Source organism: Halomonas sp. HMF6819, assembly GCF_044335525.1.
In the GTDB taxonomy this organism is placed as follows: Bacteria; Pseudomonadota; Gammaproteobacteria; order Pseudomonadales; family Halomonadaceae; genus Vreelandella.
The window spans coordinates 794428-808758 of sequence record NZ_JBIQVY010000001.1 but is presented as its reverse complement, the minus strand read 5'-3'; the positions used below and the strand labels follow the sequence as shown (position 1 = coordinate 808758).

At 60.9% G+C, this 14331-nt stretch carries 10 protein-coding genes; 6 read left to right on the top strand and 4 right to left on the bottom strand.

The features are described 5' to 3' along the window. Positions 1-23 precede the first annotated feature (23 nt). Positions 24-2267 (top strand): glycosyltransferase, encoded by a 2244-nt coding sequence (locus tag ACGLWX_RS03660; protein ID WP_396237404.1) that lies wholly within the window; start codon positions 24-26, stop codon positions 2265-2267. Here ACGLWX_RS03660 and ACGLWX_RS03655 read toward each other — a convergent pair. Then, positions 2249-2986, bottom strand: coding sequence for a TVP38/TMEM64 family protein (locus ACGLWX_RS03655; RefSeq protein ID WP_396237402.1), 738 nt, complete (start codon positions 2984-2986; stop codon positions 2249-2251). The genes ACGLWX_RS03660 and ACGLWX_RS03655 overlap by 19 nt on opposite strands. Positions 2987-3366: 380 nt before the next feature. On the opposite strand from ACGLWX_RS03655, the gene ACGLWX_RS03650 reads away from it, so the two are divergent. After that, entirely contained in the window at positions 3367-4818 is a 1452-nt protein-coding gene (locus ACGLWX_RS03650) for an alanine/glycine:cation symporter family protein (RefSeq protein WP_396237400.1), read from the top strand. A 114-nt stretch (positions 4819-4932) separates the two neighbouring features. Then, positions 4933-5235, top strand: coding sequence for an MGMT family protein (locus ACGLWX_RS03645; RefSeq protein WP_252107224.1), 303 nt, complete (start codon positions 4933-4935; stop codon positions 5233-5235). A 174-nt stretch (positions 5236-5409) separates the two neighbouring features. Here ACGLWX_RS03645 and ACGLWX_RS03640 read toward each other — a convergent pair whose 3' ends face one another. Then, positions 5410-6978 (bottom strand): bifunctional GNAT family N-acetyltransferase/carbon-nitrogen hydrolase family protein, encoded by a 1569-nt coding sequence (locus ACGLWX_RS03640; RefSeq protein ID WP_252107225.1) that lies wholly within the window; start codon positions 6976-6978, stop codon positions 5410-5412. A gap of 53 nt (positions 6979-7031) precedes the next feature. Continuing rightward, positions 7032-7946, bottom strand: coding sequence for a DMT family transporter (locus ACGLWX_RS03635; protein WP_396237398.1), 915 nt, complete (start codon positions 7944-7946; stop codon positions 7032-7034). A gap of 258 nt (positions 7947-8204) precedes the next feature. On the opposite strand from ACGLWX_RS03635, the gene ACGLWX_RS03630 reads away from it, so the two are divergent. Then, positions 8205-10226 carry an FAD-dependent oxidoreductase gene (locus tag ACGLWX_RS03630; protein WP_396237396.1) on the top strand — a complete coding sequence of 674 codons (2022 nt, stop codon included), beginning with the start codon at positions 8205-8207 and terminating at the stop codon, positions 10224-10226. A gap of 163 nt (positions 10227-10389) precedes the next feature. Beyond that, positions 10390-11439 (top strand): low specificity L-threonine aldolase, encoded by a 1050-nt coding sequence (locus ACGLWX_RS03625; protein ID WP_252107228.1) that lies wholly within the window; start codon positions 10390-10392, stop codon positions 11437-11439. Positions 11440-11491: 52 nt separating this feature from the next. Here the strand turns inward: ACGLWX_RS03625 and ACGLWX_RS03620 are convergent, their stop codons facing one another. Then, the gene (locus ACGLWX_RS03620) at positions 11492-12010 is read right to left on the bottom strand and encodes an invasion associated locus B family protein (protein ID WP_252107229.1); all 519 of its coding nucleotides are present in this window, start codon (positions 12008-12010) and stop codon (positions 11492-11494) included. A 372-nt stretch (positions 12011-12382) separates the two neighbouring features. On the opposite strand from ACGLWX_RS03620, the gene ACGLWX_RS03615 reads away from it, so the two are divergent. Then, complete coding sequence (locus ACGLWX_RS03615) at positions 12383-14305, top strand: PrkA family serine protein kinase (protein ID WP_252107230.1); 1923 nt, start codon at positions 12383-12385, stop codon at positions 14303-14305. Positions 14306-14331 lie beyond the last annotated feature (26 nt).

The window sequence follows — 14331 nt, the reverse complement described above, 5'->3', positions numbered from 1 at the left end:
TCCTGTCGAACATCTCGAGCGCCATGGTCCCACGTTTTCTTCGTCTGTCTCGCAAGCGCTGGCTGCGCCTTGCCTTTACGCTCAACCTGGCGCTGGTCGCGGGGTTGGTGATCCACCAGGTGTGGCTCTACGCCGGCGAGCCGGAGTTCGAATCACTTCACACGCTGGAGGTATCGAAGATCCGCACGGCGCTGACCGGGCGCGATCACTACCGTTTCGCGGTGGTGGGCAACATCAATAACTCGGTGAACGTGTTTGGCAAGACGATCGTGCCAAGTCTCAACGAAAGCGGGCTCGACTTCATGGTCTCGGCGGGCAACGCCGTGGCGAGCGGCCAGCAGGAGAGCTACCGGGCGATTTACGAAAGCCTCTCTAAGCTTACGATGCCTTTCGTACTCACCTACGGCGACAATGAAGACAGCGACTTCGGAAGCTACCTGTTCTACGAGTATTTCGGCCCGCACTTCTACGCCTTCGTGGCCGGTGACAGCCACTTCATTTTCCTCGACGGGACGGGCAAATCCTCGACCTCCTGGCAGCTCGACTGGCTCGAGCGCGAGCTTTCCGCCTCGACCGCCGCGCACCGCTTCGTCTTCGTTGGGCTGCCGCTTCACAACGTGATCAGCGAAGCGCCGCTGTTCGAGGCCGATAACTACTTGAACGACCCGCGTCTGAGTGAAGGCATTCAATCGCTTGCCGAGCGCTACCGGGTGGACGCAGTGTTTTCGGCCAACCTGTCGCTCTACTCGCACCAGACGCTGGACGGCGTGGATTACGTCACCACCGGCGGCGCCGGCGGTATTTTGATGGATATTCAGGGCAGCTTTCACCACTACGTGGTGGTCGAGGTGGGCAGGGACGGCGTCCAGATCACGCCGGTTCGCCTGAACGTCGACCAGCCCGGCTGGTGGCGGCTGCTGGGCAGTATCGCCTCGACCCTCTATGCGTTTTTCTATGTCAGCTACCCGCGCTTTCTGTTGATCGTGGGGCTGTTGACGCTTCTGGCGATGCGCCTTTACCGGCTGATTTTCGAAGAGCGCGACTACTATCCGAACTTCGATCTCGACCCGACCCCGTATCTTGGCAAGCCCCTGCGCGTGGCGATGGTGTCGAACAACTACTTTCCGTTCGTTTCCGGCGTTTCGATCTCCGTTGAGCGGCTGCGCAAAAGCCTGGCAGCGCTTGGCCATCGCGTCACGCTGCTGGTGCCGCGCTACGCCGAGCAGCGCCAGGACGACGACGGCGTGGAGCGCCTGCCCACGCTCATTGCCTTCGGCGAAAAGCGTGAATTTCGCCTCACCAACCCCTTCAACCGCCGCTTTCGTCAGCGCCTTCGCGCGTTTCGCCCGGACATTATCCACGTCCACCACCCGTTCTGGCTGGGATCGATGGGGCTCTGGATGGGGCGGCGTTTGAACGTGCCGGTGATCTACACCTACCACACCCGGCTCGAACACTACGCCCACTTCGTGCCGCTGCCTGGGGCGCTGTTTCGCAATCTGATTTCGCACTACCTGATCAAGCGCTTCTCCAACCGCTGCGATGGCGTGATCGTGCCGACCTACTCGGCGGAGGAGTACCTGCGCATGATCGGTGTGAAAACGCCGACGCTGGTGCAGCCCACGGGGATTGACACCCGCCGCTACGCGAAAGCGAACGACGGTGAGGTCGAGGCGCTCAAAAAGCGCTGGAAGATCGACGAAAACGAGCGGGTGTTGATCAGCGTCTCGCGGGTGAGCCGTGAGAAGAACATCGGCTTCATGCTCGACGCGCTGGCGCAGCTTCAAGGCCAGGGCGGCGAGCGCCTACGACTTTTGCTGATTGGCGACGGGCCGGACCGGGAGAGCCTGCAGGCGCGCATCGACGAGCTTGGGCTGTCGGATCGGGTGACGCTCACGGGCGCCGTCGCGCCGGAGGCGATGGCGAGCTACTACCACCTGGGCGATCTGTTCGTATTCGCCTCGACCTCGGAAACCCAAGGCATGGTGATTCTGGAGGCGATGGCGGCGGGGCTGCCGGTGGTGGCGGTGCGCTCCAGCGGCATCGACGACGTGGTGCGCGACGGCTACAACGGCTTTAAGACGCCGCAAAATCTGCGGGTGTGGGGGGAACGGGTGCTCGAGCTTTGTGAGGACGCCGCGCTACGCCGCACTCTCGGCGATCAGGCCAGGGCCTTTGCCAAGGACTACGACGTCGAGCGCTTCGCCGACGCAATCACCCACTTCTACGCCCAAACCCTGGCCCAGCATCACACGTCGTCGCGCTGATCCTCACGCGTTGGTTCGTCTTGTGCTGCACGCTGAGCCTTGCGCCGCGCCGCCCGCGCATCGGCGTAGCGTTTCAGGGCGTAAAGAAGCACCGCCCCCAGCGCCAGCCCGCCGAGCGCAAAGGCGACTTCACGCTTGCTGGCGGCGGTCAAAAGCGCGCCGAGCTGGCTGCCCAGCAGAATCACCGCGGCCAGTCCCGGCACGATGCCGATCGTCGAGCCGATCATGTAGTCGCGAAAGCGCAGGTGAAAGGCGCCGGCCAGCATGTTGGTGAGAGGAAACGGCGCCAGCGGCAGCACGTTGATCACGATCATGGTGCGAATGCCACGTTTGGAGAGGTAGCCCGACAGCCCCCGCAGGTGGCGCCCGCCGTAGTCCATCAGCGCGTCGCGCCCCAGCCAGTGACCGATCCAGTAGGAGAGTACCGAAAAGCTCAGCGTGCCGATCGTGGCGTAGAAAAGCCCCCAGGCCGGGCCGAACAAAAGCCCGGTCGCCACCACCAAAAGCGTTAGCGGAAACATCACCAGAAGCGTTGCGTTGTACACCACCAGCACCGCGGCGAACATCCAGGGCGCGTCGCGCCAACGGCTGACGTACTCGATGGCATCGTTGAGCCCTTGGGCGCTCATGTACCCGGAGTGCTGAAGCCAGCGCCAGCCGAAGGCGAGCGTAACAAGCAGGGCGACCAGGCCCAGGCCCTTTAAAAGCGTGCGTGACATCCCGTTGATCACCGGCCGTTTCAAAGAGCGTCAGCATACGCTAGCCGGCCGGTGGGTTGAAGATGGCGCTCATCAAGTTGCGCTTCAACGATAGCCCAGTCCTTCCTGTTATCCACGATGAGCATCTGCATGGATCGCTTTTTGTTCGTCTTAAGGCGTTCAATGGCGGCTTACGTCTTGTTCGATCACTGGGTAGAGAAACCGAAGCGCGTGATGTCTTTGTCATGCGAGCCTTGGGTTAAGGCCTAATACGATGCTGGGAATAGCCGTCTCACGCTTTAACGATTCAAGCAGTGAGACTAAAGAAATAATGAATTTGCTTGCCATTTTCACTTGGCCATGAAGAATGGCCCGGCTTAAACGTTATTAAAGGTGCCTGTATGGATTTCTCTTTTGCGCCGCTTTGGAACTCGGCGGTTGAGCTCGGCAACGGGCTGTTATGGGACTATGTGCTCATATATTTGCTACTTGGCGCCGGTCTTTATTTTACGTTACGAACTGGTGGCATTCAGGCGCGCTACTTTGGCCACATGTTCAAGTTGCTTAAAAACTCACGTCATGCTGACGGTGGTGTTTCCTCTTTCCAGGCACTCTCGACAAGCCTTGCAGCCCGAGTAGGAACCGGCAATCTGGCAGGTGTTGCGGTCGCGATCTACTACGGTGGCCCGGGTGCTGTCTTCTGGATGTGGATGACGGCCGTCGTCGGCATGTCAACCAGCTTTATTGAATCTACGCTCGCCCAGGCTTACAAGACCGATCATGGTGATAACACTTTTAGAGGCGGGCCGGCCCGATATATCGAGCGAGGTCTTGGCCTTCGCTGGATGGCGGTGCTCTTCTCAGTCTGTCTGATCATCGCCTTTGGTTTGGCCTTCAATAGCGTTCAGTCAAATGCCATTGCCCAAGCAATGGAGCAGGCCTTCGATGTTCCCACTTGGGTGATGGGCGTTGTGCTAGTGGTAGTGGTCTCACCGATTATTTTTGGTGGTTTAAAATCGATTGCCAAGGTGGCCGAGCTCGTTGTCCCGTTGATGGCGCTGTTATACCTGATACTGGCACTAGTGGTAGTTGGTCTCAACATAGCGGATTTTCCTGCTGCGTTGATGACGATCTTGCAAAGCGCATTTGGCCTGAATCAGGCCGCGGGCGGGGTGGTTGGCTATGCGATCTCGCAAACGATCATGAATGGTATTCAGCGGGGACTGTTTTCCAACGAGGCGGGTATGGGCTCGGCGCCGAACGCCGCGGCTACCGCCAGCACTCGGCCTGATCATCCGGCTGCCCAAGGATTCATTCAAATGCTCGGCGTGTTTTTAGATACGTTGGTCATTTGTACCGCGACGGCGGCGATCATCATCATGGCTGGCCCCGAGCTTTTAGCTGGCGATGAAAACAAGGGTATTCAGCTCACTCAAATGGCGCTTTCAATCCACGTAGGCGATTGGGGCGGCATGTTTGTGGCCGTGAGTATTTTGCTCTTTGCCTTTACCTCGATCATTGCCAATTATTCCTATGGTGAGTCCAATATCGAATACCTCGCCAAGGGGCGCGCTACCATAGCTGTGTTTGTGTATCGTATCGCCGTGCTTAGCATGATCATGATTGGTGCGAGAGCGAGTCTCGAGGCTATCTGGAACTTCGCTAACCTGTCCATGGGCACCATGGCGATCATCAACCTGATCGCGATTTTGATGCTTTCGCCCATCGCCTTTGCGCTGTTTCGCGATTACGAAACCCAGCTCAAGGCAGGGGTGGAGCCGGTGTTCAGACCTCGCGACTTCCCGAAGCTCGCGCACAAGGTCGACCCCAACGCTTGGCCGGATCGCGACTAGCGCGCTAGCGCTCGCTGACCCCGCCCGTTTTGGCGGGGTCAACGCCATCTTTTAGTGCCGAAACCATCGGCTTTGAGGCGGCCGTTCCTTGATGTCTCTCCAAGAGGTTACTTCATGCGCTCGGTGATTCTGGAGCAGATCTACACCATCGTGGCCCAGATTCCCGAAGGGCGGGTGACCACCTACGGGCGTATCGCGGCGATGACCGAAGGCGCCACGGCGCGCTCGGTCGGCTCCGCCATGCGGCATCTGCCCGAGGGCCACGAGCTGCCTTGGCACCGGGTGATCTCGGCAAGCCTTGCGCTGGCCGACCACGGCGGCGCGGCCCGCCAGCACGAAAAGCTGCGCGCCGAAGGGGTTGCTTTCGACGACAAGGGCCGGGTGCCGCGCCATCTGGTATGGCCGGACACCCCGTAGGAGCAGGCGTCAGCCAGCGATGCAGCGCGCAGCGCTGCCGGTGTGTTAGGCGGGATGGCCTCATAACGGGCCGCTATCACCTGGGGGCGGCTAACGCCGCCATCGCCCAATGAATTGGGCTCCTACAATAGCGCTGCCGGGGTTGGCCGGAGCGGCGTTATGACCTGTTTTACTTCAATCGTCCAGATTCGCCCCGGACTTCCAGGACCAGTCGCGCCAGCGCAGGTCGAACAGATCCTTGCGGCGATCTTTTAGGTTGGTCACCGAGCCTTCGGCGCGCACCACCGTGAGCCGCGTCAGGTCGAGATCCGAGAAGAAGATCATCTCGGTGTTGGGCGTGGTTTCCGCCAGTACCGCGTCGTGGGGGAAGGCGAAGTCCGAGGGCGTGAATACCGCCGACTGGGCGTACTGGATGTCGAGGTTCTCGATCGACGGCAAGTTGCCCACACTCCCGCATAGCACCACGTAGCACTCGTTTTCGATCGCCCGGGCCTGGCCGCAGTGACGCACGCGCAGGTAGCCGTTCTTGGTATCGGTCCAGAAGGGCACGAACAGAATGTCCATGTCCTGATCGGCGAGCAGCCGGCCAAGCTCCGGGAACTCGACGTCGTAGCAGATCAAAATGCCCACGCGGCCGGCGTCGGTGTCGAACACCTGCAGATCATCGCCGCCTTCGATTACCCAGTCGCGGCGTTCCTGAGGGGTGATGTGCAGCTTCGCCTGCTTTTCGATCTCGCCGTCGCGGTGAAAGAGGTACGCCACGTTGTAGAGGCGGTCGTCTGCACCCGCCTCGATCATCGACCCGCCAACGATGTTGATGTTGTAGGAGACCGCCATGCGCGACAACTCGCTTTTGAAGCGCTCGGTAAAGCCGGCGAGAAAACGCACCGCGGCCATCTGGTCCTGCTGGGCGGCACGGTCCTGTAGGCCCATCAGCGGCGCGTTGAAAAGCTCCGGGAACACGGCGAAGTCGCTTTGGTAATCCGACAGCGCATCGACGAAGTACTCGATCTGCTGAAGCGCGGCCTCCACCGAGGAGAATTCACGCATTTGCCACTGCACCGCGCCGACGCGTACCTGAGTGGGACGGGTATCGAGCACGCTGTCGGCGGGCTCGAACAAAATGTTGTTCCACTCCAGGAGTGTGGCGTAGCCGCGGGACTGGGCGTCCTCCGGCAGGTACTTGCGCAACAGCCGCTTGACCTGGAAGTCGTTGGCCAGTTGGAACGATAAGATCGGATCGTAGATCTCCTTGCGCGAGACCTTGTCGATGTACTGGGCCGGTGTCAGCTCGTCGGCGTACTGGTGATACTCCGGAATGCGCCCGCCGGCGAGAATCGCGCGCAGGTTGTGCGAGCGGCAGAGCTCCTTGCGCGCCTCGTAAAGGCGCCGGCCCAGCCGGTAGCCGCGATAATCCGGGTGAATCAGCACGTCGAGGCCGTACATCGCGTCACCCTCTTCGTCATTGAGGATGACTTCGCGGTGGCCGATCAAATCGTCGTAGCGGTGAGGGTTGGAGAACTCGTCGTAATCCACCTGAACGGTGAGCGCCACGCCCACCAGCACGCCGTCGTCCTCGATGGCGATCTGGCCGTCGGGGAAGGCCTGGATCAGTTTGTCGATGGTGTGCTTGGGCCAGGCGCCGCCGATGTCGTGATAAACCGCGTCCATCAGCGTTTTCAGCTGGTCGTAGTCGTCGCTCGTCAGGTTGCGAAGATTGAGATGCAGCTCTTCAAGGGACATAGTCGTGGGTACCCACCGTTGAGAAAGACGTGAAAAAGAGTGTGACTAGTGTATCACTGCTGCGCGCTGCGGGCTTTTTTGCCGGCCATGCCGACCAGCGGGCGGGTGAACGTCTGCGCCATGATCACGCCGGCCAGAATCAGCAGGCCGCCGTAGAGATGAAAGCTTGCAATCCGCTCGTCCAAAAACGCCATGGCGATCAGCGCGCTAAAAAGCAGCATCAAATTGATGAAGATGCTCGCCTGGTTGGCGCCGATCTGGCGTACCGCGCGCATCCACAAAAAGGTGGTGATGATCGAGGCGGGAATGCCGGCGTAGAGAATCAGCCAGACGTTCTGGCCGTCGATCGGCGTCATCGGCCCCAGAAGATAGGGCGGCAGCAAAAACAGCACCGCAAAGCAGACCTGGGCGTAAAGCATCACCCAAGGCGGCAGGTTCATCTGCCAGCGCTTGAGCATCACCCCGTAAAGGGCGTAACAGATCGCGGCGATCACCATCAGCGCATCGCCAAAGGCGACCTCGAGCTTCAAAAGCGACAGCGGGTTGCCTTGGCCGAGCAGAATGCTCACGCCGACAAACGCCAACAGCCCGCCGATCACCCCGCCAAGCGTGGGCGGCTCGCGCAGAATCAGCGCGCTCAAAAGCACCGTCAAAAGCGGCACCATGGCGGCGAGAATTCCCATGTTGGTGGCGGTAGTGGTTTCCGCCGCCACGTACCCAAGACCCTGCCAAAGCCCCATGCCGAGTAGCCCTAGCGTGGCAAGCTTTGGCCAGTTGCGGCGAATCTCCGGAAGATGCTTGAGCGTGGCCGGCAGCACCAGCGGCGTCATGACCAGCAAAGCGAGAAACCAGCGCAAAAAGGCGATGCTGCTCGGCGCGATGGTACCGACGGTGAGCTGGTTGATGGTCATGTTGCCCGACCAGATCATCACCGTGGCCAGCGGAGCGAGGAAGTAAATCAACGGCATAGCGGGTTCCTTGTTCGTTAGCCGGTTAATGTGACGCGCTTTTGGCGCGTGGGCAAGGGGGCAAAACCAAAACCCTTGCGCCGCCACAGGGCGCCGACGCTGTACGCCGGCTGGCCAATGTCATACGCTTGTTTGAATATTGTTTAGAACGCGCCGTAAAAGCGCTCGATACTGTTTGAACAACGGTTCCAGCTACGATTTCAATAACGATTCCAGCTACGATTTTAATAACGACTTCAACAACGCCGAGAGACCGTGATGACAAAGCCGCTCGCCTATCCGCACCTGTTCACGCCCATAATGCTTGGCCATCTGACGCTCCCCAACCGCGTGCTGATGGGCTCGATGCACACCAATCTCGAGGAGACCCGTGGCGGCTTCGCCCGGTTGGCGGCGTTTTACGCCGAGCGCGCTCGCCTGGGCGTGAGTTTGATCGTCACCGGCGGCATCGCCCCCAACCCGGAAGGCGCGGTGTTCGAAGGCGCAAGCGCGTTGGTCGATGAGTCAGAGCTTTCCGAGCACCGCCAGGTCGTGGACGCCGTGCACGCCGAGGGCGGGCATCTTTGCATGCAAATTCTGCACGCCGGGCGCTACGCCTACTCGCCGAAATTGGTCGCGCCCTCGGCGCTGCAGGCGCCGATCAACCCGCACGCTCCAAGAGCGCTGGATACCCACGAGGTCGAGCAGCAGATCGACGACTACGTGCGCTGCGCGCTGCTCGCCCAAAAGGCGGGCTACGACGGCGTCGAGGTGATGGGCTCGGAAGGGTATCTGATCAATCAGTTCATCTGCCGGCGCACCAACCAGCGCGATGACGAGTGGGGCGGGGATTTTCAGGCGCGCATCCGCTTTCCAGTGGAGATCGTGAAGCGCATTCGCGAAGCGGTGGGCGAGCGCTTTCTGCTCATCTTTCGCCTCTCGATGATCGATCTGGTCGAAGAGGGCAGCAGCTGGGAGGAGGTCGTGGCGCTTGGCCAGGCGATCGAGGCGGCGGGAGCCAACGTGATCAACACCGGCATCGGCTGGCACGAGGCGCGGGTGCCGACCATCGTCACCAGCGTGCCGCGCGCGGCGTTCACCGAAGTGACCCAGCGGATTCGCTCGGCGCTGTCGATTCCGCTGATCACCACCAACCGCATCAACATGCCGGAGGTGGCCGAGCGCGTGCTGGCCGAGGGTCACGCCGACATGGTCTCGATGGCGCGCCCGTTTCTCGCCGACCCGGCCTGGGTGCAAAAGGCCGCCCAGGGCCAGAGCGATGAGATCAATACCTGCATCGCCTGCAACCAGGCGTGTCTGGATCACACCTTCGCCGGTAAGCTGACATCGTGTCTGGTCAACCCGCGGGCGTGCCACGAAACCGAGTTCAGCCTTGCGCCCGCTGAAACCTCCAAGCGGGTAGCGGTGGTCGGCGGCGGCCCGGCGGGGCTCGCCACGGCGGTGGCGGCGGCCGGCCGCGGCCACGCGGTGACGCTGTTCGAGCGCCAGGGCGAGCTTGGCGGGCAGTTCAATTACGCGCGCAAGATTCCCGGCAAGGAGGAGTTCGACGAAACGCTACGCTACTTCCACGTCATGCTGGATAAATACGCCGTAAAGGTATGCCTGAACGTGGAAGCCACCGCCGAGGCGCTTGCCGATTTCGACGCGGTGGTGATCGCCACCGGAGTGACGCCGCGCGCGCTCGATCTTCCCGGCGCGGATCACCCGAGCGTGCTTAGCTACGCCGATGCGATCGAACAGCCGGACCGTGTCGGGCCCGAGGTGGCGGTGATCGGCGCTGGCGGCATCGGCTTCGACGTCTCCGAGCTTTTGTCCCACGTGGGGCATCCGGCGCTCGATGTAGACGCCTGGTGCCAGGAGTGGGGCGTGGATTTGAAGGTCAGCGAGCGTGGCGGCCTCACGGCACCCAACCCGCCGGTACCGGCCCGGCGCATCACCATGCTTCAGCGTAAAAGCTCGAAGCCCGGCAAGGGCCTTGGCAAGACCACCGGCTGGGTGCACCGCGCCGCGCTCAAGGCGCGCGGAGTGAAAACCCTCGTTGGCTGCGAATATCTGCGCATAGACGACGAGGGGCTGCACATTCGCCAAAACGGCGAAGAGCAGGTACTGAAGGTGGACAGCATCGTGGTTTGCGCCGGGCAGGAGTCGGTGCGCGATCTCGTCACACCGCTTGAACAAGCCGGGAGCGAGGTATACGTGATCGGCGGCGCCGATGAAGCTTCCGAGCTCGACGCCAAGCGGGCGATCGATCAGGGCATGCGCTTGGCGGCGACGCTCTAGGCGGCGTTTAGAGTCCGTATGACGCTTTCATTGGATTAGCGCTAGACTGAGACCCTCTTGCCCGCGGCGCGCGTACCGCTCGCCGCGGGCGTTTTCGTACCGCAGCGTCCGGTGAGTGGCACCCAGCTCGCCCGCGCTCGTCAGCCACAAGGACCCATCCAACATGCCTTCGGAGTGCACCCCCCGGTTTCTCGCCAGCGACAACACCTCGGGTATCTGCCCGGAAGCGATGCAGTACCTGATGAAGGCCAACGATAGCGATGATCTGGCCTACGGCAACGATACCTGGACCGCGCGCGCGGCGGATCGATTTCGCGAAATGTTCGATTTCGACTGCGACGTGTTTTTCGTGTTCAACGGTACCGCCGCCAACTCGCTGGCGCTTTCGGCCATGGGGCGCAGCTACCACAGCGTGATCTGCCACGAGCTCGCCCATATCGAAACCGACGAGTGCGGCGGCCCGGAGTTCTTCTCCAACGGCGCCAAGCTTTTGACCTCGCCCGGCGCCAACGGCAAGCTCACCCCGGACGGCATCGAGGCGCTGGTCACCAAGCGCTCCGATATCCACTACCCCAAGCCTAAAGTCGTCTCGCTCACCCAGGCCACCGAAGTGGGCACGGTGTATTCGCGCGAGGAGCTTTTGGCCATTCGCGCGGTGGCGGACAAGCATGACCTTCGCCTGCACATGGACGGCGCGCGCTTCGCCAATGCGTGCGCAAGCCTGGGCGCAAGCCCGGCGGAGCTGACCTGGCAGGTGGGCGTGGACGCGCTCTGCTTTTCCGGCACCAAAAACGGGCTGGCCTTTGGCGAGGCGATTTTGTTCTTCAACCGCGAGCTCGCCGAGGACTTCTCCTATCGCTGCAAGCAGGCCGGCCAGCTCGCCTCCAAGATGCGCTACGTCTCCGCCCCCTGGCTTGGGCTTTTGGAAAGTGGCGCCTGGCTGACCAATGCCCAGCACGCCAACGCCATGGCGCGCTATCTCAGTGAGGGCTTGCAGCAGCTTCCCGATGTATCGCTGATGTTTCCCACCCAAGCCAACAGCGTGTTCGTCGAGCTTCCTGCCCACGTGGTCGAGACGTTAAGAGCCCGCGGCTGGACGTTCTATACCTTCATCGGCGCCGGCGGGGCGCGCTTCGTATGCGCCTGGAACACCACCGTCGAGCTTCTGGACCAGCTTCTGGCCGATGTCAGCGAGGCAATGAGCGCACGCTAGAAACGCGCGCGCCGCACATGAAAGTGCGGCGTGCGGTGCGGGGAAGGCGGGATCAGGGCGAGATTTGCTGGCTCGCGCTGGTAAAGCCCATGAGCGACAGGTTCAGATCCAGACGCTGGCCGTCCGGCGCGATGGCGCTGACGGTCGCGGTAGAGCCGCCGCGAAGCTGCTGCAGAAGGCTTGCTTCCAGCGGCAGATCCGCCCGGCAGCCCTGCTCTTGGCAGAACTGGTAGGGAAATCCGACCGGCTCGTTGCTGTCGACCTGCAGCTGCATGCCCGGCGCCAGGTTAACGCCCAGCGGCATGACGAAGGCCATCACCGCCATGCCTTGGGCCTGGGGTGGGTAGCCCACCATGGCGCGCATCAGCGGCTCGTTGCTGTCCGGATTGTTGACGATCTGGTTCATGGTGCAGCTCTGCTGGCCGGTATTGCCGGCGGGGCAGCGCACTTCCCAATCCTGAAAGCGCTGGGTATCGACGTTCGGGGCGCTCTGCTGGGCCTGAACCGTTGAAGCGGCGGTGGCCGCCAGCAGGGGAAGTAAAGCGGTAATCAGCGCGCGACGAATCGGCATACGTTCATATCTCCGGGTTTTGTAAAAGCAAGTGCTGTAAAAGCAAGCGTCAGAAAAGCAAATGTTGGAACAGCCAGTGTTGTAAAAGCAGGCATAGAAAGCAAGCGTATCAACGGTCAGGTAGGCGCCTTTCGGCGTGACCTGAGTTAGTGCTTCCCATTCGAACATGAGCCGCCCCCCGGGTTCCAGTACCGCGTTAAAGCGGTAGGCGAAACATCCTGTTTTCAACCCGAAATTCATTCTAGCGTTGAAGTTTTTATCACTCTTTTTCGATTAATGCTGTCTACGCTAATAGAGCGATACCTCGTTTGGTACACCGCACTGACAGGGTGGTTGAGCGGTATACCTGAGGCTGGGCCACAGGAGAGTTCAATGAGCATCTTTGATCACGTTCAAGACCGGTTCGCCCGTATTCAGCAGGAAGAGTTGACCCTCGAGGAGTATCTCGCCCTTTGTAAACGCGATCCGAAGGTCTACGCCAGCGCCTCCGAGCGTATGCTCGAGGCGATCGGCGAGCCGGAGGTAATCGATACCGCCAAAGACCCGCGCCTTTCACGCATTTTTTCCAACAAGGTGATCCGCCGCTACCCGGCGTTTGCTGAATTTCACGGTATGGAAGATGCCATCGAGCAGATCGTGGCTTACTTTCGCCACGCCGCCCAAGGCCTTGAAGAGCGCAAGCAGATCCTCTACCTGCTGGGTCCGGTCGGCGGCGGTAAGTCGTCGCTTGCCGAGCGCTTGAAGCTCTTGATGGAGCGCATTCCCTTTTACGCGATCAAGGATTCGCCGGTGCAGGAGTCCCCGCTGGGGCTTTTCTCGCCGGAAGAGGATGGCGAGCTTCTGGAGCAGGAGTACGGTATTCCCAGGCGCTATCTAAAAAGCGTGATGTCGCCCTGGGCGGCCAAGCGGTTAAAGGAGAACGGTGGCGATATCTCGCAGTTTCGCGTGGTGCGCCTGTATCCCTCGCGGCTCAATCAAATCGCGATCTCCAAGACCGAGCCGGGTGACGAGAACAACCAGGATATCTCCTCGCTGGTGGGCAAGGTCGATATTCGCAAACTCGAGCTCTTCTCCCAGGACGATCCAGACGCCTACAGCTTTTCCGGCGGGCTTTGCCGCGCCAACCAGGGATTGATGGAGTTCGTCGAGATGTTCAAGGCGCCGATCAAGGTGCTCCACCCGCTTTTGACCGCGACCCAAGAGGGCAACTACAACCCCACCGAAGGTATGGGCGCGATCCCCTTCGACGGTGTGATTCTCGCCCACTCCAACGAGTCCGAGTGGCAGGCGTTTCGCAACAACCGTAACAACGAGGCATTTCTCGACCGCGTCTACATCGTCAAGGTGCCGTACTGCCTGCGCGTTTCCGAAGAGATCAGCATCTACCAAAAGCTTCTCGAGGAGTCCTCGCTCAACCAGGCACCCTGCGCGCCGGACACGCTGCGCATGCTGGCGCAGTTCACCACGCTTTCAAGGCTCAAGGTGCCGGAGAACTCCAGCGTCTACTCCAAGATGCGCGTCTACGACGGCGAAAACCTGAAGGACACCGACCCGCGGGCGAAGTCGATCCAGGAGTATCGCGACGCCGCCGGGGTGGATGAGGGCATGCAGGGGCTTTCGACCCGCTTTGCCTTCAAGATCCTGTCGAAAGTGTTCAACTTCGACAGCACCGAGGTCGCCGCCAACCCGGTGCATCTTCTGTACGTGCTGGAGCAGGCGCTGGAGCGCGAACAGCTGCCCGCCGAAGTGTTCGAGCGCTATATCGGGTTCATCAAGGAGTTTTTGGCGCCGCGCTACGTCGAGTTCATCGGCAAGGAGATTCAGACCGCGTATCTGGAGTCCTACAGCGAGTACGGCCAGAACATTTTCGACCGCTACGTGACCTACGCCGACTTCTGGATTCAGGACCAGGAGTACCGCGACCCGGAAACCGGTGAGCTCTTGAACCGCCAGTCGCTCAACGAGGAACTCGAAAAGATCGAGAAGCCGGCGGGCATCTCCAACCCGAAGGATTTCCGCCACGAGGTGGTCAACTTCGTGCTGCGCGCGCGTGCCCAGAACAACGGCATGAACCCGAGCTGGCAGTCCTACGAAAAGCTCAGAGGCGTGATCGAGCACAAGATGTTCGCCAATACCGAGGAACTTTTGCCGGTGATCTCCTTCAACGCCAAGGCGTCGAAATCGGATCAGAAAAAGCACGAGGATTTCGTCGAGCGCATGGTCGAGCGGGGTTATACCGAGAAACAGGTGCGCCTGCTGTCGGAGTGGTACTTGCGCGTACGTAAATCTCAGTAGCGCTGGTTTTTGTAGCCCGGTTCAAG

What these genes read in the sequence shown, in the direction of transcription:
- ACGLWX_RS03620 (WP_252107229.1), bottom strand. Translation starts at nt 12,010, where the DNA reads ATGCCGATTCGTCGCGCGCTGATTACCGCTTTACTTCCCCTGCTGGCG.
- ACGLWX_RS03640 (WP_252107225.1), bottom strand. Translation starts at nt 6,978, where the DNA reads ATGTCCCTTGAAGAGCTGCATCTCAATCTTCGCAACCTGACGAGCGAC.
- ACGLWX_RS03645 (WP_252107224.1), top strand. Translation starts at nt 4,933, where the DNA reads ATGCGCTCGGTGATTCTGGAGCAGATCTACACCATCGTGGCCCAGATT.
- ACGLWX_RS03630 (WP_396237396.1), top strand. Translation starts at nt 8,205, where the DNA reads ATGACAAAGCCGCTCGCCTATCCGCACCTGTTCACGCCCATAATGCTT.
- ACGLWX_RS03625 (WP_252107228.1), top strand. Translation starts at nt 10,390, where the DNA reads ATGCCTTCGGAGTGCACCCCCCGGTTTCTCGCCAGCGACAACACCTCG.
- ACGLWX_RS03635 (WP_396237398.1), bottom strand. Translation starts at nt 7,946, where the DNA reads ATGCCGTTGATTTACTTCCTCGCTCCGCTGGCCACGGTGATGATCTGG.
- ACGLWX_RS03615 (WP_252107230.1), top strand. Translation starts at nt 12,383, where the DNA reads ATGAGCATCTTTGATCACGTTCAAGACCGGTTCGCCCGTATTCAGCAG.
- ACGLWX_RS03660 (WP_396237404.1), top strand. Translation starts at nt 24, where the DNA reads ATGGTCCCACGTTTTCTTCGTCTGTCTCGCAAGCGCTGGCTGCGCCTT.
- ACGLWX_RS03655 (WP_396237402.1), bottom strand. Translation starts at nt 2,986, where the DNA reads ATGTCACGCACGCTTTTAAAGGGCCTGGGCCTGGTCGCCCTGCTTGTT.
- ACGLWX_RS03650 (WP_396237400.1), top strand. Translation starts at nt 3,367, where the DNA reads ATGGATTTCTCTTTTGCGCCGCTTTGGAACTCGGCGGTTGAGCTCGGC.